We start from the raw sequence: 23,389 nt of genomic DNA, 5'->3' as shown, positions 1-23,389 counted from the left end.
GCGGGAGCGGCAAGGTGGCGAAGCTGTTAAACTGCCGCTGATGATGTGATCGCAATTTAACAAGCAAGGACTGTACGATGGCTAAGAAAGAAGAACTCGATCCGGAAACCCTGGAATTGATCAACTGGTGTATCGAGGTCGAAGGCTTCCTCGTGGCCGGCGGCGCCACCGTGGCGCAGGCGCAAGACCATATCGAAGAGCAGGTCGAGTGGTTCACCGACCAGTTCTACGACGGCTTGACGCCGGAAGAGGCGGCCAAGGAAGCCTTGGCCTGACCTGTCAGTCAGACTTCAGCAAGACATATGCGGGCGGTGCCTGCCGGGCATCAGCCTGGTAGCGCCGCCCGCTTTGCTTTTCTGAAAAGATTTCCACATGGAAATTGTTTATAATTCCACATTTTATTCTTTACCCAGGCTCCCATGACTCTCCGTTCGCGCATTCTCCTCCTGTGTTTCAGTACCTTGCTGGGCATCGTCCTCATCGCTTCCTTCTCCCTGTATTCGCTGCGCCAGACCATGATGGCGGAAAGGGTCGATCAATTGACGGTGCTGGTGGAATTGGCCAATGCCTCGGTGGAAAAGGCGTATGCGCTGGAACAGTCGGGCAAGCTCACGCGTGAGCAGGCCCAGCAGCAGGCCAAGCTGGCCATCGGCAGCTTCGTCAAGGACGAGATGTATTATTTCGTGCGCGATTTCAGCACGGACTTGCTGTACGTCCACCCCAATCCTGCGCGCATCGGCACGCCGCAAAAGAACATGAAGCAGTCGGGCGACCGCTACCGCGTGGCCCTCGCCACCAGCCGCATCGGCCTGGTGCAGGCGGATGGCACGCGTCCCGGCGTGAAGGACCCGGTGGCAAAAATGTATGCCGTGGTGAAATTTGCGCCATGGGATTGGCTGATCGGCACGGGCACGTATATCGATGACATCAACCACAAGTTCTGGGCCCAGGCGGGCGTGCTGCTGGCCATCGGCGGCGCGCTGATGCTGGTGGTGGGCGCCCTGGCGGCCCTGATGCTGCGCCGCATCCTGGGCCAGCTCGGTGGCGAACCCGATTATGCAGCGGCCATCGTGGCGCAAATCGCCCAGGGCGACCTGACGACGCAGATCGATACGCGTCCCGGCGATACATCCAGTCTGTTGATGGCGATCAAGGCCATGCGCGACAACCTGGCGCACCTGGTGAGCCAGGTGCGCAACGATGCGGAATCCATTTCCACGGCATCGGGCGAGATCGCTTCCGGCAACCACGACCTGTCGGCGCGCACGGAGCAGCAGGCGGGTTCCCTGGAAGAAACGGCGTCGACCATGGAAGAAATGACCTCGACCGTGCGCCAGAATGCGGACAATGCGCGCCAGGCCAACCAGCTGGCCATTTCTGCCTCGCAAGTGGCGAGCCAGGCGGGCGGCGTGGTGAGCCAGGTGGTCGACACCATGGGCGCCATCAATGCCTCGTCGAAGAAGATCGGCGACATCATCGCCGTCATCGACGGCATCGCCTTCCAGACGAATATCCTGGCCCTGAATGCGGCCGTGGAAGCGGCGCGCGCGGGCGAGCAGGGCCGTGGCTTCGCCGTCGTCGCCAGCGAGGTGCGCAACCTGGCGCAGCGCTCGGCCGCCGCCGCCAAGGAAATCAAGCAGCTGATCGACAGTTCCGCCGAGCAAGTGGGCGCCGGTGAAAAACTGGTGGCGCTGGCGGGCGAGACGATGGAAAAAGTTGTTTCCAGCGTGCAGCATGTGACCGATATCGTGGCCGAGATTTCCTCGGCCAGCGCCGAGCAAAGCGCCGGCATCGAACAGATCAACCAGGCCATCGTCGAGATGGACAACATGACGCAGCAAAACTCGGCCCTCGTCGAGCAGGCGTCGGCGGCGGCGCAAGCGATGAACGAGCAGGCGGCGGGGCTGGCGCAGATCGTCAGCGTGTTCAAGGTGGGCGCAGCGGCGCCGGCGGCGGCAGCACTACAGCGCAGCGTGCCTGCGGCGCGGCGCCTGACGCGCTAAGCGCTTTTTTCTGTCATTGGGGAACTTAACCCCGGCTCACCTGTCCAACTTTCTTCGTCCGCAAGGGATGCACAGAAGAGGTGAGCATGACAGACGGTTTTTCGTATCACGCGGCGTTCGCCCGCAACCTGGGCTGGGTCACGCAAGCGGAGCAGGACAGCTTGCGCGGCAAGCGCGTGGCCATCGCCGGCATGGGCGGCGTGGGCGGCGTGCACTTGCTGACCCTGGCGCGGCTGGGCATCGGCGCCTTTCACATCGCCGATTTCGACACCTTCGATATCGCCAATTTCAACCGCCAGGCCGGCGCCATGGTGTCCACCCTGGGCCAGCCCAAGGTGGCGGTCTTGGCGCAGATGGCGCGCGATATCAATCCCGAACTTGATATTAAACAATTTCCAGACGGCATACACGACAGCAACCTGGCCGAGTTCTTCGCCGGTGTCGACCTGTATGTGGACGGCCTGGATTTCTTCGCCTTTCCCGCGCGCCAGGCCACCTTCGCCACTTGCGCCCGCCTGGGCATCCCCGCCATCACGGCCGCTCCGCTGGGCATGGGCACGGCCGTGCTCAGCTTCCTGCCGGGCGGCATGACGTTCGAAGAATATTTTGGCTGGGGCGACTTGCCCGAGGAAGAAAAAGCCCTGCGCTTTCTCGTCGGGCTGGCGCCGGCCGGCTTGCATGCTCCCTACCTGGTCGACCCGTCGGCCATCAACCTGAAGGAGCGGCGCGGGCCGTCGACCATCATGGGCTGCCAGCTGTGCGCGGGCGCGGCCGCCACGGAAGCCTTGAAGATCCTGTTAAAGCGGGGCAAGGTGATGGCGGCGCCGCACGGCATGCATTTCGACGCCTACCGCAACAAGCTCGTGCATACCTGGCGTCCCGGCGGCCATCGTCATCCGCTGCAGCGCCTGACGATGGCCATCATCCAGCGGCGCCGCGCCGCGCAGGGGGCATAAATGGCGCAAGCACCGCAGATCGATCCCGTGCTGGAAAACATCCTCGAGCAGGCGCGCTGGGCGCCCAGCGGCGACAATACGCAGCCGTGGCGCTTTGAAGTCGTGGCGCCGCGCCATGTCGTCGTGCACGGTTTCGATACGCGCAGCCACTGCGTGTACGACCTCGACGGCCATCCCAGCCAGCTGTCGCTGGGCGCCTTGCTCGAAAGCATGGCACTGGCGGCCAGCAGCCATGGCTTGCGCATGGAAGCGCGCCGGCGCCTGTCCATGCCCGACACCCTGCCTACCTTCGATGTACGCCTGGTCGACAGCCCCGGCATGCCGCCCGATCCGCTGGCGGCCTTCTTGCCGCAGCGTAGCGTGCAGCGGCGCCGGCTGAGCACGCGCAGCTTGCGCGCCAGCGAAAAGGCGGCGCTGGCGGCCAGCTTGCCGTCCGGCTATGGCGTGCAGTGGTTCGAAGGCAGGCGCGCGCGCATCGCCTGCGCGCGTCTGATGTTCGACAATGCGAAGCTGCGCCTGACCATGCCCGAAGCGCACAAGGTGCACCGCGACGTGATCGAGTGGGGCGCGCGCTACAGCACCGACCGCATCCCGGAGCAGGCGCTGGGCGTCGACGCGATGACGGCGCGCCTGATGCGCTGGGTCATGCACAGCTGGCGCCGCGTGGAGTTCTTCAATACCTGGCTGGCGGGCACCGTCGCGCCGCGCCTGCAGATGGACTTGCTGCCGGGCCTGTATTGCGCCGCCCATTTCGCGCTGCTGGCCGACGCGTCGCCGCGCCACATCGACGATTACGTGGCGGCCGGGCGCGCCATGCAGCGCTTCTGGCTGACGGCCACGCAACTGGGCTTGCAATTGCAGCCGGAACTGACGCCGCTGATCTTCGCCCGCTATGTGCGCGAACGGCGCGCCTTTTCGCGCACCGATGGCCTGCAGGAGCTGGCGCAGGCACTGGCCGTGCGCTGCCGGGCCGTGCTGGGGGCGGCGGCGTTGGATCGGGCCGTGTTTCTCGGGCGCATAGGCGCCGGCCCTGCGGCCAGTGCGCGCTCGCTGCGCCGTCCGCTGCAAGACTTGCTGGTGGCGCCAACGGCGGGGCAGTGAAGCGCGCGTGGCGCCCCGTCAGCGCCGCCGCCGGGGCGTCAGGCCGGCCAGCGCCAGCAGGCCAGCCGCCAGCAACGGCAAGGTGCCCGGCAGCGCCATGGGCGTGACGCCTGGCACGTAGGCCAGTTCGGAACTGTTCAGCATATTCAACACCAGCGTGTAGCTGCCGGCCGCCAGCCTGTCCGTGACGGCGCCGTACTGCCCGCCGCACGCCGTGCCGACGCCCGTGCCCGTGGGGGCGCCGCAGCCGCTGGGATCGTAGGTGAACACGCTGCCGCTGGTGAGCGGCGTTTGCGCGTAGCCCGTGTTGAGGCTGGCCGCATCGGCCAGTTCGGTGCCGCCCAGGATGCCGGAGCCGAGCTTGCCGTCGGGTGCCCAGCTGAAGACGATCTGGCCATGTTCATCGATGATGCTGAACGTCATCGCCATATTCGTCGTGGCCGCCGAACCTGTGCCGGCCAGCGCGTCCAGGTACAGCTGCATGAAGGGCAGGGCCTGGAAGTCGAAGGCCAGGGTCGCGCCCGGTTGGCCGACGACGAAATTGACGGTCATCGCGGTGCTGGAACCGTTGCGCCCCGAGGCGTCCGCGCTGCCGCCGCCCGTCAGGAAGGTTTCTGCCGCGTTCACGGTATGCGTGCTGGTCGAGCCCGGTGGGAAGGGGGGGATTTGCGAGGCGACGATTTGCGCTTCGCCGCGCGCATACGAAGCATTGCCCATGCCTTGCGGGGTAAAGTCGTTCTCTCCCTTGCTGACGGCGCCGCGTTTCGCCTGCGGCGCGTCGATCTCGTTGCTGCCGCCATTGATGACGCTGCTGCCATTGAGCGTGGCGGTCGTGCGTGACAGGTCGATGTTGCTGAGCAGGGTGACGGAGCCGGAGGGATTGCTGATGACCAGGCCAAAGACGCTGGTGTACGAATAGCCGTAGGCGGCGGCGCCGGCAGTGCCGCTGCTGGCCAGCAATAGCAAGCTCAGCAGGAGCATGGGCAATCGGGTACAAGAAAATGTAGTCATGAAAATCCTCATCTCCTGGTCGGCCGCGTTGTAAGGAAAACCGACAGGCTTGCCACATGAAAAAGGCGAGGAAACTCCCTCGCCTGTGCATCCCCCTGTTGCCTGGTTCAGGCGCTGACTTTGCGGCGGCTGGCATAGCCCAGGCCGGCCAGACCCAGGCCCAGCAGCGCCAGGGTGCCCGGTTCCGGCGCCTGCTTGACCAGGTCCACGCTCTCCACCGCATTCAAGGTCAAGGTGTAGTTGCCGGCCGCGAGGGCATTGCTGACGGCGTTGAAGTTGCCGCCGCAAGTCGTGCCCACGCCGGTGCCGCCAGGCGTGCCGCAACCGGTGGGGTTATACGTAAACAGGTTGCCGCGCGTCAGGAAGTTGGTCGCCAGGCCGGTGTTCAGGTTGGCCGCATCGGCGTTTTCCGTGCCACCGAAGATGCCGGAGCCGACGACGCCATCGGGCGTCCAGTTGAAGACGGTCGCGCCGGTCGAGTTGGTGATGGTGATGGTCATCACCAGGTTGGCCGTCGCGGTGGACAGTTGTCCCACTGTGCTTTGCAGGAAGACTTGCATGAATGGCGAGGAGAAGAAGTCAAAGCTCAGCGTTGCCGTGGGCGAACCGACGACGAAGTTGACGGAGAAGCCCGTGGTCGAGCCGTTGCGGCCGGACGCGTCGGCCGTGCCGGCAGGGCCGGCCAGGTGGGCCTCGGCCACGTTTACCGCCTGCGTGGAGGTGGAGCCGGGCGGGAACGAGGGGAACTGCGTGCTGACGATCTGCGCATCGCCGCGCGAGTAGTTGCCAGAGGCGCCCTGTTGCGTGAAATTGTTTTCCCCTTTGGTCACGGCGCCGATGGCGGCGCGGGGCGAGTCGAGCAGGCCGGGACCGCCATTGATGACGCTGACGCCATTCAAGGTGGCCGTGGCGCGCGAGATCGTGGTGCTGTTCAGGGCAGTGATCGAGCCCGTGGCGGCGACGATCTGCAAGCCGAAGATGTTGTTGTAGGCGTAGCCATAGGCGCCCGCCTGTGCGCTACCGGCGGCGCACAACATGGCCAGTGCGGCCGCGGCCGGAAGCAGTTTCAGTTTCGAGAGTTTCATTGTATTTACCTCGTGGTTGAGTGAGTCTGGAAGTGTTGCCTGAGTCCTGTCTGCAGGTGCTCATGGCCAGACTTAAGCGACTTCCATGCCAACGCATGAGGTTCTTTTGAAATCAAGGACTTGGCGTGCTTTTGTTGACGTGCTGCAGGTGTTGCCGGACTCTCTGTAAGAAAAGCCGACGCCGCCCGTCAAGGCTGGCCGCCTTGGGGCGATGTCCCCAGCAGGGCGTGCAGATGGGGCAGCAAGCGTTGCCCTGGCACATAGTCGCGCATGGCCGTGGCCAGCTGGCGCGCCGCCAGCCTGGCCCGGCCATCGTCGAGCATGCGCGTGGCGGCATGGCGCAGGGCGGTTTCCTGGAAGCGGTCGGCGCGCAGCAGCAGGCCGGCGCCGGTCTCCGCGATGCCGTGCATGTTGAGGAATTGGTCGAGGTTGCCGGCGATGCCGATGACGGGCACGCCTGCCGTCAGCGCCTGCTGGCTGGTGGGGCTGCCGCCGTTGCAGATCACCAGGCTGGCGCGCCGGGCTGCCGCGTCGCCCGGCAAGAAGGGCGCGACATGGGCATTCGGCGGCACGGCATCGACGCGGCCGGTGCCGGCCGTGGCCGCCAATACGGTGACGGGCAGGGGCGCCAGCGCGTGCAGCACGCGCGGCAGCAATTGCCCCTGGCCGGAACTGCCCAGGGTGACATAGATGATGGGCCGTCCACTGCTCAGTTCCGGGCGCTGCCACCAGTCCGGCAAGTCGAGCGGTGGCGCCCAGATGATGGGGCCCAGGTAGTCGTGCGTGGACGGCATGGCGTGCGGCGGGAACAGTTGCGGAATATCCGCGTACAGGGTGCGGTCCGCATCCGTATAGATGCGCCGCAGGTCGCTGCCCAGCGACGGCAGGCCATGGCGGCGGCGCACGCGGTTCAGCGGCACGGCATGCGAGGCGAAGGCCAGCGGCCGGATCAGGCGGAACAGGGGGGCTGCCAGCCAGATGGGCAGCAGGCGGGTCAGGGGCAGGCTGGGCACCGTGTAGTGCTGGCGCACGTACGGACTCCAGTAGGCATTGCTGACGGTGAGGTAGGGAATGCGCTGCAGGCGCGCGCTGACGGACAGCGACAGGCGGAAGTCGCCGATCACGAGATCGGGCTGGACGGTATTGAGCAGGCGCAAGTCGTCTTCCACATATGCGTGCAGAGTGCTTTCCGTGTAGACGGGCTTGCCGTGCGCCAAGGCCTGCAGGAATTGCAGCGATGAAATACTGTCGATGCGCCAGCGGCGAAAGGGCGCTTGCTTGAAGCAAAAGTCATAGCCATCGGCGCAGGCAAAATGCACCTCATATTTGTCCTCGTCGAGTCCCTGGGCCAGGCTCAGGGGGCGGCCGACGTGGGCCAGGGTCACTGCCTCGGCCATAAAGAGGATTTTCTTGCGCGCCATGGGGATCGCTTGCATTCGCAGGAGAGAGACCTGCCAGGTTGGAGTGGCGCTGCGCCGTTTAGTTCCCGCAGCGGCTTGCCACTGGCGGGCGCCAGGATTTGGCCGCATCGGCTAGAGTGAGGCAAAGGAGGTCACATGCAAACACAATTCCGTCCTGCCCTGTTGCGTGCGCACAGCACGCCCGAACCCGATATGCCGCCACCGCCGGAAGGCGATCCCGTCACGCCGCCGCCGGAAACGCCGCCCCACATCGAGCCCGTGCCCGTCGAGGAGCCGACGCCGCCGCCACCGCCCGTGAAAATGCAGTGACGGGGCGCGGTGCACCGCCGGCATGGCGGTGACGGGGAGATGCGCGCCGCGTTTATTTCCGATCGGAAATGGACTGCGCGGTGGCCGCCAGTGCCACGCCATTTAAACAACAAAAACGCCAATAAATGTTGCCGAGTGGATACAAATCAAGCTCTAACTGTCGAGTGTCATGCGGCCGTCACGATTCTGTTCTTATAATGAGACATCATAAAAATTCTTGTACAGGAGACCATCGTGGGCAATTCCTTGCATAACAAAATTTACCTGGGCCGGCGCCCTGTGATCACCAGCAAAAACCTCGTGGCGCTGGCCCTGGCGGGCGCCGTGGCGGGTTGCGGCCTGGCATGGCTGCTGCTGCGCAGCTACAAATAACGGTCGTCACGCCCGTGTTTCCGCCGCCTGGCCGCCTGGCGGGCGGCGGTAGATTCACGTTGCCTGTTGCCGATGCGCAGCGGGGCGCGTACCATGGGGGCCGAACACCTGGCCTTTTATGGAAAAGTAATGAAGAACGAGAAATTAACGACCGATGAATATGACGCGCTGGAGCAAGTTGCACGCGGCATCAAGACCGAGCGCCCCAGCGCTTGCGTTGCCCGCAATGCCAAGCGCCTGTCCGGCCTGAAGCTGCTCAGCTATGCACGCGATGGCCGTTTGTCCATCACCGAGAAAGCACAACAACTGCTGTTCCTGCGCCGCTGCATCATGGGGCTGCGCGCCGTCGCCACCGATCCGCTGACCAAGCTGGACTCGGACGTGGCTTATTTCCTGGGCAAGAAAGCCCACATCGTGGCGCGCGCCGAAGGCGAGGGCCACGACATTTCCGACAAGGGCCGCGACTCGCTGGCCGATATCGATACCCTGGGCCTGTAAGTCCCGCAACCGGCCCCTGGGGCCGGTTTTCACATCCTCCCCCTTTTTTTTATTTCCCCTTTGGAGAACACTTTGGACAGCGCGATGAACTGGTCGGCCCACGAACTGACGATGACGGTCTTGATGACGCCCGATATGGCCAACTTTTCCGGTAACGTGCACGGCGGCACCATCCTGAAGTACCTCGACAGCGTTGCCTATGCCTGCGCCAGCCGCTATTCGGGCAGCTACGTGGTCACCCTGTCGGTGGACCAGGTGATGTTCCTGCAGCCTATCCACGTGGGCGAACTCGTGACGTTCCTGGCGTCGATCAATTACACGGGCACGACGTCGATGGAAGTGGGTATCCGCGTGGTGACGGAAAATATCCAGCAGCGTCTGGTGCGCCACGCCAACAGCTGCTATTTCACGATGGTGGCCGTGGATGCGAACCGCAAGCCCGTGGCCGTGCCGCCGCTGGCGCTGGAGACACCGGAGCAGCAGGTGCGCTTCGAGCAGGCCAAGCTGCGCAAGCTGTCGCGCCAGAAAGTGTCGAAGAAATAAAGCGTTGCGGGCATAAAAAAACGGCCACCAGAGCGATCTGGTGGCCGTTTTTCATTACATGCCTAGAGGCAATGGCAAACCGTGATTAACGGTCGCCGTAGCTGCGGCGTGCGCCGTCGGTGCTGCGCGGGTTCGAACCCTTGTAGCCGCCGCCGGTGCTTGGTGCGCCGTCTTTACGCGGTGCGCCTGGCTTGCTGAACGTGCGTTGGCCTGGCTTCGCGCCGCCACGGTTGTCGCCTGGTTTCCAGCCGCCTGGACGGGCGCTCGAACGTGGTGCCGATGCCGTTTTCTTTGGCTCGAAACCTTCGATGACATTGACCGGGATCAATTGCTTGGTGAAGCGTTCGATGCGCTTGACGTTCATGCCTTCAGCGTGGTTCACCAGCGAGATGGCCAGGCCATTGCGGCCAGCGCGGCCGGTACGGCCGATGCGGTGGACGTAGTCTTCCGGGAACTTCGGCAGATCGTAGTTGAACACGTGGGTGATCGTTGGCACGTCGATACCGCGGGCGGCAACGTCGGTGGCAACCAGCACTTTGACCTGGCCGCGGCGCATGCCGTCCAGGGTGCGGTTACGCGCGCCCTGATGCATGTCGCCGTGCAAGGCGGCAGCCGAGAAACCGGCGATGTTCAGACGGTCGGCGATGGTGTCGGCGTCACGCTTGGTGGCGGTGAACACAACAGCCTGGTCCAAGGTTTCGTCGCGCAGCAGGTGGTCCAGCAGGCGATTCTTGTGCGACAGGTCGTCGACGAAGTGGACGCGCTGCGTGATGTTTTCATGCTTGTTGCTCGAGCTTGCCACTTGGATGACCAGCGGGTTTTTTGTGATGCGGCGGGCCATGTTGCCGACCACGCCATCCAGCGTTGCCGAGAACAGCATGGTTTGACGGCCTTCCGGCGTCGCTTCGACGATCTTTTCGATGTCGTCGATGAAACCCATGTCCAGCATGCGGTCGGCTTCGTCCAGCACCAGGATTTCCAGTTGCGAGAAGTCGATCTTGCCCGAGTCCATGTGGTCGATCAAACGGCCAGGGGTCGCGACCAGAATCTCGGGATTCTTGGCCAGCAATTGCATCTGTTTAGGGTAAGGCATGCCGCCCAGGATCGACACAGCCTTGATGCGGCGGATGCCGGTGCTGTACTTGTCGGTGTTGGTGGTTACTTGCAGGGCCAGTTCGCGCGTCGGCGTCAGCACCAGCATTTTTGGCTGGGCAGCCTTGAAGCGTGGACGCTCGCCGCGGGCGCGCGATGCTTGCATTTCCTGGTTTGGCGTCTTGCCGGCGGCGCTTTGTTCGGCGCTGGCCAGTTTGTGCAGCGACGGCAGCATGAATGCTGCGGTCTTGCCCGAACCGGTCTGCGACGAGACCAGCAGGTCACGGCCTTCGATCGCGGCTGGAATCGCTTGCGACTGTACCGCGGTTGGCGCGGTGTAGCCCGATTCGGTCAGAGCGGCGAGGATGGACGGATGCAGGCCTAAGGATTCAAATGTCATTCTTTTTCTTTCGTGAAAATCAGCGTTCTTGCAAAAAGCAGAACGCAAAATAGCAACGCCAACCAAAACGAAATGACTCAACTAGAAAGAAATTTCGGCACAAAAGCTTTGCGCCGGGACGGTGTCAGGTGCGACACACAAGGCGGGAGGGCTTTATTAAGCGGCATCCTGTGGATGCGCTAAGGCTTGCGAAGCTGCTAAGTTTGTAGTGCATGTAACTGCGGTGTTGCCATCGCTTCAAGGAAACATATTGCAGCGCACAACGACACTATACCGTATTTGCTGCCGTTTTGCACGGCTTAAATGGGAAGAAACGACAGTCCTACCACGTTTTGCTCATGTTTCCTATGTGAAATCAGTAAGAATACGTAGTTTTCTTCCGTTTAATGGAGCATGGCCATGAGGTCGGCGGGCAGCGGCGGCGCCTGTCGCGTTTCCCTGGCCAGGTTGATTTGCCGGGCCGCTTGCGCCACGTCGACCAGGCTGCGTTCCAGCTGGTAAGTCCCCTTGGCCTGCAGCCAGGCCAGCACGTCGGCCAGGTGCCAGATGGTGGCGCTGCCCTCATGCACGGGCGCGGGGAAGCTGTGGCGGTGTTTGTGCATCAGCTTGTGCAGGTTTTGGCGAGACAAGCCCAGCACTTGTGCCACGTCCGTCAGTCCCACGAAGTCGGGGGCGGCCTCGGCCAGCACGGCCCCGGGCACGATGGCTTTCACATCGGCCATGGCGCTCAGCAGCGCTTCGCTGGCATTGCTGGCCTCGCGCGTGAATTCCAGCGCCAGGCGGCCCGCTTGCCCGATGCCGGCCAGCGCGTCATCGCAACCGCCGCCGCCCAGGCGCTCGGCCAGCGCATCGAGGTCGGTTTCGTTGTCGGGCAGGCGGTATTTGAGAGTAAAGATGTAATCCATGATGGCTACCCCCTGGATTTGCGTTGCATGCAGTCGTGTATCAGCTTATTGAAAGTGCAATTGTCGACCACCCGCCGTATCGCCTGCGCATGGTTGCCGGGATTTTTCGGCGTGCTCCAGATGCAGGCGATGCAGAATTCGCCGCAGCGGCAGCTGGCATCGTTGTAGGGGCAGTAGATCTTGCCCCAGGCATGGCTGCCACCCACCTCCACGCGCCAGCCCTGGTTTTCCGCGTGGCGCAGCGCCGCTTCGATGTCCTTCTTCGGGTGCGGGGAGCGCGCCATGCGATGCCTCCAATGTAGGTCGATATTCTATGGTTGTCAAGTGACAACCGCAGAGTATCGGCTGCCACCGCATTACTCTACTTCGGGATTGACGGCCATCACTTGCGAAAAGCCGCCATCGACGTAGGTAATTTCGCCCGTGATGCCGGAAGCCAGGTCGGACAGCAGGAAGGCGGCCGTGTTGCCCACTTCCTCGATGGTGACGTTGCGCCGCAGCGGGGCGTGTTCGGCCACAAAGCCCAGCAGCTTGCTGAAATCCTTGATGCCGGAAGCGGCCAGGGTCTTGATGGGGCCGGCCGAGATGCCGTTGGCGCGGATGCCGCGCGGGCCCAGCGATTCGGCCAGGTAGCGCACGGACGCTTCCAGCGATGCCTTGGCCAGGCCCATGGTGTTGTAGTAGGGCACGGCGCGCACGGCGCCCAGGTAGGTCAGGGTCAATACGCAGGCGCCCGGATGCAGCAGGGGCAGGGCGGCCTTGGCCATGGCGGGAAAGCTGTAGGCGGAAATGTCGTGGGCGATGCGGAAACTGTCGCGCGACAGGCCGTCGAGGAAGTCGCCGGCGATCGCTTCGCGCGGCGCAAAGCCGATGGCGTGTACGAGGCCATCGAGGTGTTCCCAGTGCTGCGCCAGGTCGCTGAAGACGGCGCTGATCTGTTCATCGCTGGACACGTCGCAGTCGAAGACCAGTTCGCTGCCGAATTCCGCCGCAAATTCCGTGATGCGCTCCTTGAAGCGTTCGCCCACATAGGTGAAGGCGAGGGTGGCGCCTTCGCGGTGGCAAGCCTTGGCGATGCCGTAGGCGATGGAACGGTTCGACAGCAAGCCCGTGATGAGGATTTTTTTGCCTTGCAAGAAAGCCATGACGACTCCTGTCTGGGTAGGTGGGCGGTTAGGCGGATGTGCAACCGGCCGCGACAGCAAGGCTGTGGCGGCCGGTGAGGTAGGTCAATACAGCTCAGGCGATCAGTGACGGGCCTTGGCGCGACTGTTGCCGCCGCCGCGCTGGATGCGTGGTTTCACCAAGGAAATTGGCGCGGCTTGCACCTTGCCTCCCTTGGCGGCGCGGCGCAGTGCCTTGGCGGCCCGTTCCGGACGGTCCGCTTCCAGCAGCATGGTGGCGCTGTCGGCGATTTCCTGGGTGATGTCCTTGTTCATCGTGGCCGAGGTTTTCGGCACGAGGATGGTGGAGCCGGCGCGCAGGCTGGTGCGCTGCGGAATATTGTTGGCCTGGCGCAGCACGTCGGCCGTGGTGCCGAATTTCGACGCCAGGGTTTCGATGCGTTCGCGCGCATTGGTGATCTTGTGCGTCGTCCAGCTGGACAAGGCATGGCCCCATTGCGCCAGGTTGGTGGTGAACTTGGCGGCGTTTTCCTGTGGCAACAGAATCTTGGTCTTTTCGCCGCCGATGATGACGGGGCGGTTAAATTGCGGATTCAAGGCCTTGAATTCATCCATCGACAGTTCGGCCAGCTGGGCGGCGACGGTGATGTCGATGTCGCTGGTCTTGTCGATGGCCGTGAAGTAGGGCTGGTTGTCGACCACGGGCAGGGTCAGGCCGAACTGGGCCGGATTGGCGATGATGTTTTTCACCGCTTGCAGCTTGGGCACGTAGTTGCGCGTTTCGGCCGGCATCAGGTCGGCCAGGCTTTCGAAGTCGGTCGGCTTGCCCAGCGCCTGGTTTTTCTTGATGGCGCGCTGCACCGAGCCTTCGCCCCAGTTGTAGGCGGCCAGGGCCAGTTGCCAGTCGCCAAACATGTCATACAGGCGCTGCAGGTACGTCAGGGCCGCATCGGTCGAGGCCAGCACGCCGCGGCGCTCGTCCTTGAACATGTTTTGCTTGAGGTTGAAATCGCGTCCCGTGGCGGGCACGAATTGCCACATGCCGGCCGCATTGGCGCTGGAGAACGCTTGCGGGTTGAAGGCGGACTCGATGAATGGCAGCAAGGCCAGTTCCGTCGGCATGCCGCGCTTTTCCAGTTCCTGCACCACGTGGAAGATGTAGCGCGAAGCGCGCGCCGTCGTGCGGGCGATGTAGTCGGGGCGGGTGGCGTACCAGTTGACGTGATTGGCCACCAGCTGGTTGTTGATGTCGGGAATCGCATAGCCGCTGCGGATGCGACCCCAGACGTCGGCTTCGCGCAGCGGATCGGAATTGTCGCTGAGGTTTTTCAGCAGGCGGTCGGTCTTTTGCAGGCGGTTGTCGAGGGTGGGGAGTTTCGCCGTGACCTGGGCGGTCATCGGGATCAGGGCAGGTGCGGCGGCGGCGACTGGCGCGTTATCGCTCTCAACACCGGCTTCGTACGCCTGGCTGAGGGCGGGCGCAAGCGCCAGTGCCAACGCCGCCAGGACGGTAGATTTAAAGGAGTTTTCGTGCATAGTGTTCCATTGTTGTCGTCGGAGAAACATCGGACAGACCCATGATCAAGCAGCGAGTGTACGTATATCCACATGCAGGAGTCAAGAATTATGTCAGCATGATGACAGGAAATAAGCGGCAATAAGTGGGATACGGCTGAGTTTCCATTCGCAAATGCTGTCATTATTGCAAATTTAATTTGCCCAATGCGTGATTCGGCCGCTGTTATAGCATACATGGCGAAGAGGCTGGCGCAAGCTTGGACAGCGCCGGGCATGAGGCTGCGCAAAAGTGCGTACAATTTGGCTTTGGCCGGCCATTCGGCTGCCGGCCGCCATATTGATAGAGAGTTAAGTATATGAACACCCCGACGCGCCACGACGACGACAACGCCGTCATCATCGCCAATACCGTTGCCTGGCTGGAAAAGGCCGTGATCGGCCTGAATCTGTGCCCGTTCGCCAAGGCCGTGCACGTCAAGAAGCAAATCCGCTACGTGGTGTGCGAATCGAGCAATCCGGAAGATTTGCTGGCGCTGCTGATGGACGAGCTGCAAATCCTGGCCGACACGGATCCCGAGCAGATCGACACGACCTTGCTGATCCATCCATATACCCTGAACGATTTCCTCGACTACAACGAGTTCCTCGATGTGGCCGACGCGGCCGTGGAAGACATGCACCTGGCGGGCGAACTGCAAGTGGCCAGTTTTCACCCTGCCTATCAGTTTGCCGAGACGTTCGAGGACGACATCAGCAACTACACCAACCGTTCGCCGTACCCGACCCTGCATTTGCTGCGCGAAGACAGCATCGAGCGCGCCGTCGAGGCATTCCCGGAAGCATCGGAAATTTTCGACAAGAATATTGCCACACTGGAAGCGCTGGGCACTGAAGGCTGGGAAAAGCTCGGCTTGCCGAAGGTATCCTGATGGCGGACAAGGAATTGCCGCCGCGTCCCGATACGCCCTGCGTGGCCGTGTGCTCGACGACGTTCGATGAAATCTGCCGCGGCTGCGGCCGCAGCGTGGTGGAAGTGGCCCACTGGGTGTCGATGACGGATGAAGAGAAGGAAGTGGTGTGGGTGCGCATCCTGGCGCAAGGGTATCCGCGCCGGAATACTTGACGTGTTTGTGTTGCCGAACCCAACGGCAAATGCTGGGGTCAGACCCGACGGATCTGACCCCATATTTCAGCGCTAACGATTAATAACTACCAATAAAATCCTTCTTGCCCACTTCGATGCCATTGTGACGCAGGATGTCGTACGCCGTCGTCGCGTGGAAGAAGAAGTGCGGCAGCGCGTAGTGGAACAGGTAGGTCTGGCCCGTGAAGTGCTTGGTCTTTTCGCCGCTGCCGGTGGTGATGGCGCGCGTTTCGCTGCCGTCGATGTCCGCTTGCGGCAGGCTTTCCAGGAAGGCGATGGTTTTCACGATGCGCGCCTTCAGCTCTGCAAAGCTCTGTTCGCTGTCTTCATACGGCGGCACGGCCACGCCGGCCAGGCGCGCGCCGCAGCCCTTGGCGAAGTCGGTGGCGATCTGGATCTGGCGCACGAACGGCAGCATGTCCGGGAACAAGCGGAATTGCAGCAGGGCGTTCGGGTCGATTTTCTTGTCTTGCGTGTGCGTTTCCGCTTTGTCCAGGATGGCGGCCAGGCTGCCCAGGATCTGTTTGAAGACGGGGATCGAAGCGGAGTAGATGGAGAAGGTCATGATGGTTCCTCTAGGTAAAGTGGCGCGATGATAGCAAGCTGCGCGCTTTTCTGCTGGCGCCGGCCTGGCGCGCCGGCATGCGTGTGGTTTTTCAACCCTGTTTATATGACATCAGGTAGCCGCCGGCGCGTGTTTGTTGGTGACTTTTCCCGCTTTTTGCATGCATAATTGCTCCTGATAAAGATTCGTCCCGCCTCGCCACCCGATTCCCCTGTAAAGTCAATGATCGCCCGCCTGATCCCTGTTGCCCTGTCGCCGCATGTTTAATTCACCTTCTCAGCGCCTGCGCGCCAGCCTGCGCGTGCTGTATGGCTCGTCGATCTATGGCGCCTTGCTGTTGGTGGTCTTTGGCGGATTGGTCGTGCCCGCCATCTTCGGCAGCTACGTGCTGGTCGGCGTGCATGAGCGCCAGTCGGCGCGCACCAGCCTGAACGAGGCCTTGCAGCGCAATGCCGACATCCTGGCGCTGGGCATGCAGGAGTCGCTGTGGAACATGAATGCGGAATCGGCCCACTCGCTGGTCGAGTCGGTGATGCGCGACCGCTCCGTGCTGCTGGTGAAGGTGCTGGGGCAGGGCGACACGGAATTCATCCGCCTGCGGGCGCCGCAACGCCCCGTGGGCAATCTGTACCGCGCCGAGCGCGACATCCTCGTGCGCGGCGAACGCATCGGTCACGTCGTCGTCGAAATGGACGATGCGCGCAGCCAGCAGGAGCTGCGCGAAAAGCAGATCTCCTATATTTTCGTGCTGGGCGCACAGTTGGCCGTGTCGATGGCGCTGATCGTGCTGTTCCTGAACCGCCGCCTGTTGAAACCCCTGCGCCGCCTGACGCGCTTTTCCGACCGCCTGTCGCACGGCGATTTCGACACGCCCCTGGCTTCGCACAGCAATGACGAACTGGGGCGCCTGACGGCCCAGCTCGAGCAAATGCGCGCGGCCATCGGCCAGCTGTTCGAGGACGTGGGCCAGCGCGAAGAGCGTTTCCGCACCATCGTCACGCAGGTGCCGGGCGCCGTCTTCCGCTACCGGCCCGACGGCCCCATCGACTTCGTCAGCGACGCCATCGAGGAAATTTCCGGCTATTCGGCGCGCCAGTTCATGCGCGGCACCACGCATGCCTGGGCCGACCTGATCTGCCCGGAAGACCGCCGCGAGCACCGCCGCGCCGTGCGCCAGGCGGTGGCCGAGGTGCGTCCATATGCGCTGGAATACCGCATCATCGACGCTTTCGGCATCGAACGCTGGGTAGCCGAGAATGGCCAGCCGCAGGCGGGCGAGCAGGGCGTTATCTGGGTCGACGGCATCATTGCCGACATCAGCCAGCGCAAGCACCACGAGATGCGCATCGAAGCGCTGCTGACGGAGCAGAGCGCGATTCTCGACAACGTGATGTTCGGCGTGATGTTCGTGCGCCACCGCCGTATCATTTCCGTCAATCGCCGCTGCGAGGAGCTGTTCGGCTACGACCATGCCGAGATGACGGGCCGTTCGACGTCCATCGTGTTTGCGAGTGCGTATGACTTCGAGGACGCGGGCGAGCGCCAGTATCCGGCGCTGGCCCAGGGCGGCGATTTCAGCGAGGAGCGCCAGTACAAGCGGCGCGACGGCAGCCTGTTCTGGGCGCTGGTCAGCGGCTGCGCGCTCGATCCGCTGCGCCCCAATGAAGGCAGCATCTGGGTGTATGCCGACATCACGGCGCGCAAGGAAGCCGAGGAAAAGCTGCGCCTGTCGGCCACCGTGCTCGAACATATCGCCGACGGCGTGATGGTGGTCGATGCCAGCGGCATCATCGTCACCGTCAATCCCGCCTTCACGCAGATCACCGGCTATGCCGAGGCCGAGGCGGTGGGTCAGCACTCGTCGCTGACACGCTCGGCGCGCCACGACGCGGCGTTTTACCAGGCCATGTGGGATGAGCTGAAGGCCAGCGGTTTCTGGCGCGGCGAAATCTGGCACCAGCGCAAGAACGGCGAACTGTACCTGGAGTGGCTGACCATCAGCGCCGTGCGCGACACGCACGCCACCACCACGCATTACGTGGGCGTGTTCAGCGACATCACCCTGATCAAGGAGTCGCAGGAAAAGCTCGACCACATGGCCCACCACGACCCGCTGACGGCGCTGCCGAACCGCCTGCTGTTCCACGACCGCCTGCAGCACGCCTTGCTGCGCGCCGCGCGCGACCAGGAGCAGCTGGCCGTGCTGTTCATCGACCTGGACCGCTTCAAGAACGTCAATGACACCCTGGGCCACCATGTGGGCGACGAATTGCTGCAAAAGGTGGCCGGCCAGCTGGCGGCCCGCCTGCGCGAAGGCGACACCCTGGCGCGCCTGGGCGGCGATGAATTCATCGTCCTGCTCGAACGCGTCGACGGCGAGTACGGTGCGACGCAAGTGGCGGAAAAGTTGATGACCATGTTCGACCAGCCCTTCACGGTGGCCGACCATGAACTGTTCGTCACCTGCAGCGTGGGCATCAGCCTGTATCCGGACGATGCGCTGGACTTGAACATGTTGATCCGCAATGCCGACGTGGCCATGTACCAGGCCAAGGCGCGCGGGCGCAACGGCTACCGCTTCTATGCGCCGTCGATGACGGGCGAAGGCGTCGAGCGCCTGCGCCTGGAAACCTTTTTGCGTCGTTCGATCGAGAAAAACGAGATGTTTCTGAATTACCAGCCGCAGGTGGAAATCGACACGGGCCGCCTGGTCGGCGTCGAGGCGCTGGTACGCTGGAACCATCCGGAACTGGGCCTGGTGCCGCCGGCCCGCTTCATTCCGCTGGCCGAGGACAGCGGTTTCATCAACCAGCTGGGCAAATGGGTGCTCGACGAGGCGTGCCGCCAGATGATGCGCTGGCAGGCGCAGGGCTTGCACGTGCCGAAGATGGCCGTGAATCTGTCCGTAAAACAGTTCGAGCGGGGCAGCATCGCCGGCATGGTGGCCGACATCCTGACGGAAACGGGCCTGGAGCCGCAGCGCCTGCAGCTGGAAGTGACGGAATCGGTGATCATGAACACGGGCGACGCGCTGGGCTTCATCAACGATTTGCACGCCATCGGCGTGGGCCTGGCCATCGACGATTTCGGCACCGGCTATTCCTCGCTCGCGTATCTGAAGCAGTTGCCCGTGCAGACGCTGAAGATCGACCGCTCCTTCATCAAGGATATCTCGACGGACGTCAACGACGAGGCGATCGCGATCGCCATCATCCAGCTGGGCAAGAGCATGCAATTGTCCGTGATTGCCGAAGGCGTGGAGACGGAAGAGCAGGCCGCCTTCCTGCTGCGCCATGGCTGCAAGCTGGCGCAAGGTTATTTTTATAGCCGTCCGGTGCTGGCACAGGATATGCTGGAGCGCTGGACCGATCCGCTGGATCAACCACTAACCAATTAAAGGGTATCCCATGGCCGGAGAAAAAAACACGTCGCGCCGCCGTTTCCTGCTCGGCGGTCTGGGTCTCGGCGTGGCCGGCGTGGGCGCCCTGGTGCTGGGCTGGGGCGTGCTGCCGCCGCGCCAGCGCCTGCATGGCAGCGCGCCGCTGCCGCTGCAGGATGGCGCCGTGGCCCTGAACGGCTGGCTGGCCATAGGCACGGACGGCACGGTGACCCTGGCCATGCCGCGCAGCGAGATGGGGCAGGGCGTGCACACGGCCTTGCCGATGCTGGTGGCCGAGGAACTCGACGTGCCTTTGAGCAGCGTCAAGCTGATCCAGGCGCCCATGGACAAGATCTTCGGTAATGTCGCCATGCTCAAGGATAGCCTGCCGTTCCACCCGGACGACCAGGGCCGCCTGAAGGCGCTGGCGCAGTGGACGGTGGCCAAGGCGGCGCGCGAACTGGGCGTGGTCGTCACGGGCGGCTCGTCGAGCGTGAAGGATGGCTGGGGTCCCATGCGCGAAGCGGGTGCGTCGGCACGCGCCATGCTGGTGGGGGCCGCCGCCGCGTTGTGGCAGGTGCCGGCTGCGCAGTGCCGCACAGAAAATGGCGCAGTGCTGCACCCGGATGGCCGGCGCGCCAGCTACGCCAGCCTGGCGCAGCACGCCGCCGGCGTCGACCCGGGCACGCCCGTGCTCAAATCCCCCAAGGATTTCAAGCTGATCGGCCAGCCGGCGCCGCGCCGCGACACGCCGTCCAAAGTCAATGGCAGCGCGCGTTTCGGCATCGATGCGCGCCCGCCCGGCATGCTGTATGCGGCCCTGCATCTGCCGCCGCGCCTGGGCGACACCCTGGCCGCGTTTGACGCGGCGCCCATACTCGCCATGCCGGGCGTGAAAAAGGTGGTGGACTTGACGCCGCACCTGCCACAGCGCGGCACGTCGGTCACCTCGTGCGCCGCCGTGGTGGCCGACACCTGGTGGCGCGCGAAACAGGCGGCCGCCGCCTTGCCGACGCAGTGGAGGGCCGGTCCGCAGGCGAACCTGTCCAGCGCCGGCGTGTATGCGGAGTTTGCCCGCCTGCTCGACAGCGAGGCGGGCCATGCGTACCACGCCAGCGGCGAGGTGGAAAGCAAGGCCGTGCAGGGTTTGCGCAGCGTCAAGGCCGAGTACCGCGCGCCGTTCCTCGCGCATGCCGCCATGGAGCCCGTCAACTGCACCGCGCAAGTCAAGGATGGCAAGGTGATGCTGTGGGTGTCGACGCAGGCGCCCGGCATCGCCGTCGACGTGGCGGCGAAGGTGGCCGGCGTCGATGCGAAGGATGTGACGATCGAGGTGCTGCTGCTCGGCGGCGGTTTCGGCCGCCGCCTGGAAGTGGATATGATCGCCCAGGCCGTGGCCATCGCACTGCAGTGCGGCGGCGCGCCCGTGCAGCTGGTGTGGACGCGCGAACAGGACACCAGGCACGATATGTACCGTCCCGCCGCGCTGGCCCGCTTCGCGGCCCGCCTCGACGAGCACGGACGCATCGCGTCCTGGGACAATAAATCCGTCAGCGCTTCCATCACGCACCAGTTCTTGCAGCGCAATTTCGGCTTGCCCGGTGCGGGGCCGGACAAGACGACGGCCGAAGGCGAATTCGACATGCCGTATGAAATCGCCAACCAGCGCATCGCCCACGTGATCGCCGACAGTGCCGTGCCGGTAGGCTATTGGCGCTCCGTGGGGCATTCGCACAATGCATTCTTCAAGGAAAGCTTTATCGACGAACTGGCGCACGCGGCGGGGCAGGACGGCGTCGCCTTCCGCCGCGCCATGCTGGTGAAACATCCGCGCCACCTGGCCGTGCTCGATGCGGCCGTTGCCAGGGCGGGCAGTCCTCCGCCTAGCCATGCGCATGGCGTGGCCCTGCACCAGTCGTTCGGCAGCATCGTCGCGCAAGTGGCGCAGGTATCCGTGGAAAATGGAGAAATTCGCGTGCAGCGCGTGGTGTGCGCCATCGATTGCGGCATCGCCGTCAATCCGAACATCATCGCCCAGCAGATGGAGTCGGCCGTGCTGTTCGGCCTGTCCGCGGCGCTGGGCGGCGAAATCACGTTCCAGGAAGGCAAAGTGGAGCAAAGCAACTTCCACGATTATCCCGTGCTGCGCATGGGGCAAACGCCCGAGGTGGAAACCGTGATCATCGCCAGCGCCGAGCACCCGGAAGGCGTGGGCGAGCCGGGCACGCCGCCGATCGCGCCGGCCGTGGCCAATGCCGTGTTCAGCTTGACGGGAAAACGGCTGCGCAGCCTGCCGCTGCGCCTGGGCTGATCTTACTGATCGAGTGTCGCGGCCAGCATGTGGCGCAAGTTGCAGTCGCGCTGCCAGTCGCGCCGCTCCTGCGTGCTGCCGGCCAGCGCCGCCAGTTCCTGCGCGCTGAGCGCCTGCTGCGCCTGCACCATGCGGTGCGCCAGGCCGCCGTCGGGCAGCACGGTGCCGAAGAAGGCCACGTTGTCGTCGTGCTGGATCAGCAGGGTGGGGAAGTTGTCAATGTCGAGGTCGCCCACCACGTCGGCCTGGTCTTCGATGTCGACCCAGACGAAGACGGTGTCCGGGTGGCGCGCGGCCAGTTCCTCGAACGTGGCGCGGTAGCTGCCGCAGGTGCCGCACCACAGCGCGCACAGGCAGGCCACCGTCCAGCGCGGGCCGGCCAGGGCTGCCGCGACGTCGGCGCGGTTATCGGTCGTGAGGGTCAGGCTGTGCATGGTCGTATCTATTCAGTAGGGCGATGGGCGCCGGGCGCCCGATGCGCGTATTCTACCGCGCCCGGCGACGCCAGTCGCGGGAATGCATGAGCTTGTTTATCCGTGTTTTTTGATGCAACGCACCTTTCTGGTGGATAATGCTGGTAATTGCGCGCTGATTACGCTGGTCCATGCTGTTTCCTGGCCCCGCAGCCTGACCCCTCCAGTCTGTTTTCATGCCCTGCCCGGTGTCAGCGCTCCCGCCTTTATTTATTTTTATTATGGAATTAGCCAGCTTATGTTGAGTTACCGCCACGCCTTTCACGCGGGTAATCACGCCGATGTGTTGAAACATTATGTGCAGATTCAGTTGTTGCAATATCTGAATCAAAAAGATACCGCCTATAGTTATATCGATACCCATTCCGGCGCGGGCGTGTATGCGCTCGACGGCGGCTATGCGTCGAAAAATGCCGAGTACGAAACGGGCATCGCGCCCCTGTGGGACCGCACGGACTTGCCGGCCTCGCTGGCCGAGTACATGAAGCTGATCAAGGAAATGAATCCGAGCGGCAAGATGCGCTACTACCCGGGTTCGCCGTACTGCGCCGACAAGGTCAGCCGCGAGCAAGACCGTCTGCGCCTGTTCGAGCTGCATCCCGCCGACGCCAAGATTCTGGCCGACAACTTCCGCAAGGTCGAGGCGCATGCGCTGGCCCAGGGCGAGCGTCCTACCGTGCGCGGCAAGCGCGTCATCATCACCAAGGCGGACGGTTTCCAGAGCTTGAAAGCCCTGCTGCCGCCGCCATCGCGCCGCGCGCTGGTGCTGATCGACCCGCCGTATGAAGACAAGATGGATTACCGCAAGGTCAAGGACACCCTGGCCGACGCCCTCGTGCGCTTCCCGTCGGGCATGTATGCCGTCTGGTACCCGGTACTGCAGCGCATGGAATCGCGCCAGTTCGCCGACAAGCTGAAGCAACTGCCCAGCTCGGACTGGCTGCACGTGACCCTGACGGTGAACACCCCGTCGCCGGACGGCTTCGGCTTGCACAGCAGCGGCATGTTCATCTTGAACCCGCCATACACGCTGGAGCCGATGTTGCGCGAAGTCATGCCGTACCTGGTGAAGGTATTGGGCCGCGACGACGGCGCCAAGTTTGTATTGGAAACGGGCAAGGGCGGACAGAAGAATACGGGCACCAGAAGAGTGTAATCCTGCTTGTCTTGGTAGTACTG

General features: G+C 63.6%; 24 protein-coding genes. 13 read left to right on the top strand and 11 right to left on the bottom strand.

What is annotated here, in order from left to right; all coding sequences use genetic code 11:
* The first annotated feature begins 77 nt into the window (after positions 1 to 77).
* The 4 genes from NCG91_RS24620 (at position 78) to NCG91_RS24605 (ending at position 4,060) form a co-directional block, all read left to right on the top strand.
* The gene (locus NCG91_RS24620; protein WP_010399555.1) at positions 78 to 275 is read left to right on the top strand and encodes a hypothetical protein; all 198 of its coding nucleotides are present in this window, start codon (positions 78 to 80) and stop codon (positions 273 to 275) included.
* Between the two features lie 144 nt (positions 276 to 419).
* On the top strand, positions 420 to 2,003 hold the full coding sequence (locus NCG91_RS24615; RefSeq protein ID WP_251351592.1) for a methyl-accepting chemotaxis protein: 1,584 nt from the start codon (positions 420 to 422) through the stop codon (positions 2,001 to 2,003).
* Between the two features lie 86 nt (positions 2,004 to 2,089).
* Entirely contained in the window at positions 2,090 to 2,959 is an 870-nt protein-coding gene (locus NCG91_RS24610; protein WP_251351591.1) for a ThiF family adenylyltransferase, read from the top strand.
* Positions 2,960 to 4,060, top strand: a complete 1,101-nt coding sequence (locus tag NCG91_RS24605; protein ID WP_251351590.1) for a nitroreductase family protein — start codon at positions 2,960 to 2,962, stop codon at positions 4,058 to 4,060.
* 18 nt (positions 4,061 to 4,078) lie between these two features.
* Here NCG91_RS24605 and NCG91_RS24600 read toward each other — a convergent pair whose 3' ends face one another.
* The 3 genes from NCG91_RS24600 to NCG91_RS24590 form a co-directional block, all read right to left on the bottom strand.
* On the bottom strand, positions 4,079 to 5,071 hold the full coding sequence (locus NCG91_RS24600; RefSeq protein ID WP_251351589.1) for an EDSAP-1 family PEP-CTERM protein: 993 nt from the start codon (positions 5,069 to 5,071) through the stop codon (positions 4,079 to 4,081).
* 107 nt (positions 5,072 to 5,178) lie between these two features.
* Complete coding sequence (locus NCG91_RS24595) at positions 5,179 to 6,156, bottom strand: EDSAP-1 family PEP-CTERM protein (RefSeq protein WP_099667249.1); 978 nt, start codon at positions 6,154 to 6,156, stop codon at positions 5,179 to 5,181.
* 188 nt (positions 6,157 to 6,344) lie between these two features.
* Entirely contained in the window at positions 6,345 to 7,577 is a 1,233-nt protein-coding gene (locus NCG91_RS24590; protein WP_251351588.1) for a glycosyltransferase, read from the bottom strand.
* A gap of 135 nt (positions 7,578 to 7,712) precedes the next feature.
* On the opposite strand from NCG91_RS24590, the gene NCG91_RS24585 reads away from it, so the two are divergent.
* From NCG91_RS24585 to NCG91_RS24570, 4 genes are all read left to right on the top strand, one after another.
* Positions 7,713 to 7,886: a hypothetical protein gene (locus tag NCG91_RS24585; RefSeq protein WP_162835752.1), complete on the top strand. Its 174-nt coding sequence runs from the start codon at positions 7,713 to 7,715 to the stop codon at positions 7,884 to 7,886.
* A gap of 234 nt (positions 7,887 to 8,120) precedes the next feature.
* Entirely contained in the window at positions 8,121 to 8,258 is a 138-nt protein-coding gene (locus tag NCG91_RS24580) for a hypothetical protein (RefSeq protein ID WP_180979422.1), read from the top strand.
* 129 nt (positions 8,259 to 8,387) lie between these two features.
* A complete protein-coding gene (locus tag NCG91_RS24575) occupies positions 8,388 to 8,756 on the top strand; it encodes a hypothetical protein (RefSeq protein ID WP_099667251.1) in 369 nt (122 codons plus the stop codon).
* Between the two features lie 84 nt (positions 8,757 to 8,840).
* Positions 8,841 to 9,299, top strand: a complete 459-nt coding sequence (locus NCG91_RS24570) for an acyl-CoA thioesterase (protein WP_071326331.1) — start codon at positions 8,841 to 8,843, stop codon at positions 9,297 to 9,299.
* Between the two features lie 85 nt (positions 9,300 to 9,384).
* On the opposite strand, the gene NCG91_RS24565 is transcribed toward NCG91_RS24570, so the two are convergent.
* From NCG91_RS24565 to NCG91_RS24545, 5 genes are all read right to left on the bottom strand, one after another.
* Positions 9,385 to 10,791, bottom strand: coding sequence for a DEAD/DEAH box helicase (locus NCG91_RS24565; RefSeq protein ID WP_071322891.1), 1,407 nt, complete (start codon positions 10,789 to 10,791; stop codon positions 9,385 to 9,387).
* 383 nt (positions 10,792 to 11,174) lie between these two features.
* The gene (locus tag NCG91_RS24560; protein WP_251351587.1) at positions 11,175 to 11,696 is read right to left on the bottom strand and encodes a helix-turn-helix transcriptional regulator; all 522 of its coding nucleotides are present in this window, start codon (positions 11,694 to 11,696) and stop codon (positions 11,175 to 11,177) included.
* A gap of 5 nt (positions 11,697 to 11,701) precedes the next feature.
* On the bottom strand, positions 11,702 to 11,980 hold the full coding sequence (locus tag NCG91_RS24555; RefSeq protein ID WP_251351586.1) for a hypothetical protein: 279 nt from the start codon (positions 11,978 to 11,980) through the stop codon (positions 11,702 to 11,704).
* 72 nt (positions 11,981 to 12,052) lie between these two features.
* Positions 12,053 to 12,841 carry an enoyl-ACP reductase FabI gene (gene fabI, locus NCG91_RS24550; RefSeq protein ID WP_099667252.1) on the bottom strand — a complete coding sequence of 263 codons (789 nt, stop codon included), beginning with the start codon at positions 12,839 to 12,841 and terminating at the stop codon, positions 12,053 to 12,055.
* A 102-nt stretch (positions 12,842 to 12,943) separates the two neighbouring features.
* Complete coding sequence (locus NCG91_RS24545; RefSeq protein WP_034779271.1) at positions 12,944 to 14,356, bottom strand: transglycosylase SLT domain-containing protein; 1,413 nt, start codon at positions 14,354 to 14,356, stop codon at positions 12,944 to 12,946.
* Between the two features lie 338 nt (positions 14,357 to 14,694).
* On the opposite strand from NCG91_RS24545, the gene NCG91_RS24540 reads away from it, so the two are divergent.
* A complete protein-coding gene (locus NCG91_RS24540; RefSeq protein WP_099667253.1) occupies positions 14,695 to 15,267 on the top strand; it encodes a DUF1415 domain-containing protein in 573 nt (190 codons plus the stop codon).
* Positions 15,267 to 15,461, top strand: a complete 195-nt coding sequence (locus tag NCG91_RS24535; RefSeq protein WP_034779267.1) for a DUF1289 domain-containing protein — start codon at positions 15,267 to 15,269, stop codon at positions 15,459 to 15,461. The genes NCG91_RS24540 and NCG91_RS24535 overlap by 1 nt, the downstream gene beginning before the upstream one ends.
* A 79-nt stretch (positions 15,462 to 15,540) precedes the next feature.
* Here NCG91_RS24535 and NCG91_RS24530 read toward each other — a convergent pair whose 3' ends face one another.
* Positions 15,541 to 16,047 (bottom strand): DUF1993 domain-containing protein, encoded by a 507-nt coding sequence (locus NCG91_RS24530; protein WP_251351585.1) that lies wholly within the window; start codon positions 16,045 to 16,047, stop codon positions 15,541 to 15,543.
* A 259-nt stretch (positions 16,048 to 16,306) separates the two neighbouring features.
* On the opposite strand from NCG91_RS24530, the gene NCG91_RS24525 reads away from it, so the two are divergent.
* On the top strand, positions 16,307 to 19,444 hold the full coding sequence (locus NCG91_RS24525) for an EAL domain-containing protein (protein ID WP_251351584.1): 3,138 nt from the start codon (positions 16,307 to 16,309) through the stop codon (positions 19,442 to 19,444).
* Between the two features lie 10 nt (positions 19,445 to 19,454).
* Entirely contained in the window at positions 19,455 to 21,737 is a 2,283-nt protein-coding gene (locus NCG91_RS24520; RefSeq protein WP_251351583.1) for a xanthine dehydrogenase family protein molybdopterin-binding subunit, read from the top strand.
* Positions 21,738 to 21,739: 2 nt separating this feature from the next.
* On the opposite strand, the gene NCG91_RS24515 is transcribed toward NCG91_RS24520, so the two are convergent.
* Positions 21,740 to 22,171 (bottom strand): thioredoxin family protein, encoded by a 432-nt coding sequence (locus NCG91_RS24515; RefSeq protein ID WP_099667255.1) that lies wholly within the window; start codon positions 22,169 to 22,171, stop codon positions 21,740 to 21,742.
* A 52-nt stretch (positions 22,172 to 22,223) separates the two neighbouring features.
* Positions 22,224 to 22,505 carry a hypothetical protein gene (locus tag NCG91_RS24510; protein WP_171984907.1) on the bottom strand — a complete coding sequence of 94 codons (282 nt, stop codon included), beginning with the start codon at positions 22,503 to 22,505 and terminating at the stop codon, positions 22,224 to 22,226.
* On the opposite strand from NCG91_RS24510, the gene NCG91_RS24505 reads away from it, so the two are divergent.
* A complete protein-coding gene (locus tag NCG91_RS24505; protein WP_070255356.1) occupies positions 22,449 to 23,366 on the top strand; it encodes a 23S rRNA (adenine(2030)-N(6))-methyltransferase RlmJ in 918 nt (305 codons plus the stop codon). The two genes, NCG91_RS24510 and NCG91_RS24505, sit on opposite strands and share 57 nt — an antisense overlap.
* The last annotated feature ends 23 nt before the right edge of the window (positions 23,367 to 23,389 follow it).

The sequence above is a fragment of the Janthinobacterium kumbetense genome (assembly GCF_023703445.1).
GTDB lineage: Bacteria > Pseudomonadota > Gammaproteobacteria > Burkholderiales > Burkholderiaceae_D > Janthinobacterium > Janthinobacterium kumbetense.
This window is presented reverse-complemented; position numbering and strand designations above follow the sequence as displayed.

Coding starts and splice junctions, on each gene's coding strand:
- NCG91_RS24620 (WP_010399555.1), top strand. CDS start 78: ATGGCTAAGAAAGAAGAACTCGATCCGGAAACCCTGGAATTGATCAAC.
- NCG91_RS24615 (WP_251351592.1), top strand. CDS start 420: ATGACTCTCCGTTCGCGCATTCTCCTCCTGTGTTTCAGTACCTTGCTG.
- NCG91_RS24610 (WP_251351591.1), top strand. CDS start 2,090: ATGACAGACGGTTTTTCGTATCACGCGGCGTTCGCCCGCAACCTGGGC.
- NCG91_RS24605 (WP_251351590.1), top strand. CDS start 2,960: ATGGCGCAAGCACCGCAGATCGATCCCGTGCTGGAAAACATCCTCGAG.
- NCG91_RS24600 (WP_251351589.1), bottom strand. CDS start 5,071: ATGACTACATTTTCTTGTACCCGATTGCCCATGCTCCTGCTGAGCTTG.
- NCG91_RS24595 (WP_099667249.1), bottom strand. CDS start 6,156: ATGAAACTCTCGAAACTGAAACTGCTTCCGGCCGCGGCCGCACTGGCC.
- NCG91_RS24590 (WP_251351588.1), bottom strand. CDS start 7,577: ATGGCGCGCAAGAAAATCCTCTTTATGGCCGAGGCAGTGACCCTGGCC.
- NCG91_RS24585 (WP_162835752.1), top strand. CDS start 7,713: ATGCAAACACAATTCCGTCCTGCCCTGTTGCGTGCGCACAGCACGCCC.
- NCG91_RS24575 (WP_099667251.1), top strand. CDS start 8,388: ATGAAGAACGAGAAATTAACGACCGATGAATATGACGCGCTGGAGCAA.
- NCG91_RS24570 (WP_071326331.1), top strand. CDS start 8,841: ATGAACTGGTCGGCCCACGAACTGACGATGACGGTCTTGATGACGCCC.
- NCG91_RS24565 (WP_071322891.1), bottom strand. CDS start 10,791: ATGACATTTGAATCCTTAGGCCTGCATCCGTCCATCCTCGCCGCTCTG.
- NCG91_RS24560 (WP_251351587.1), bottom strand. CDS start 11,696: ATGGATTACATCTTTACTCTCAAATACCGCCTGCCCGACAACGAAACC.
- NCG91_RS24555 (WP_251351586.1), bottom strand. CDS start 11,980: ATGGCGCGCTCCCCGCACCCGAAGAAGGACATCGAAGCGGCGCTGCGC.
- fabI (WP_099667252.1), bottom strand. CDS start 12,841: ATGGCTTTCTTGCAAGGCAAAAAAATCCTCATCACGGGCTTGCTGTCG.
- NCG91_RS24545 (WP_034779271.1), bottom strand. CDS start 14,356: ATGCACGAAAACTCCTTTAAATCTACCGTCCTGGCGGCGTTGGCACTG.
- NCG91_RS24540 (WP_099667253.1), top strand. CDS start 14,695: ATGAACACCCCGACGCGCCACGACGACGACAACGCCGTCATCATCGCC.
- NCG91_RS24535 (WP_034779267.1), top strand. CDS start 15,267: ATGGCGGACAAGGAATTGCCGCCGCGTCCCGATACGCCCTGCGTGGCC.
- NCG91_RS24530 (WP_251351585.1), bottom strand. CDS start 16,047: ATGACCTTCTCCATCTACTCCGCTTCGATCCCCGTCTTCAAACAGATC.
- NCG91_RS24525 (WP_251351584.1), top strand. CDS start 16,307: ATGTTTAATTCACCTTCTCAGCGCCTGCGCGCCAGCCTGCGCGTGCTG.
- NCG91_RS24520 (WP_251351583.1), top strand. CDS start 19,455: ATGGCCGGAGAAAAAAACACGTCGCGCCGCCGTTTCCTGCTCGGCGGT.
- NCG91_RS24515 (WP_099667255.1), bottom strand. CDS start 22,171: ATGCACAGCCTGACCCTCACGACCGATAACCGCGCCGACGTCGCGGCA.
- NCG91_RS24505 (WP_070255356.1), top strand. CDS start 22,449: ATGTTGAGTTACCGCCACGCCTTTCACGCGGGTAATCACGCCGATGTG.
- NCG91_RS24510 (WP_171984907.1), bottom strand. CDS start 22,505: ATGTTTCAACACATCGGCGTGATTACCCGCGTGAAAGGCGTGGCGGTA.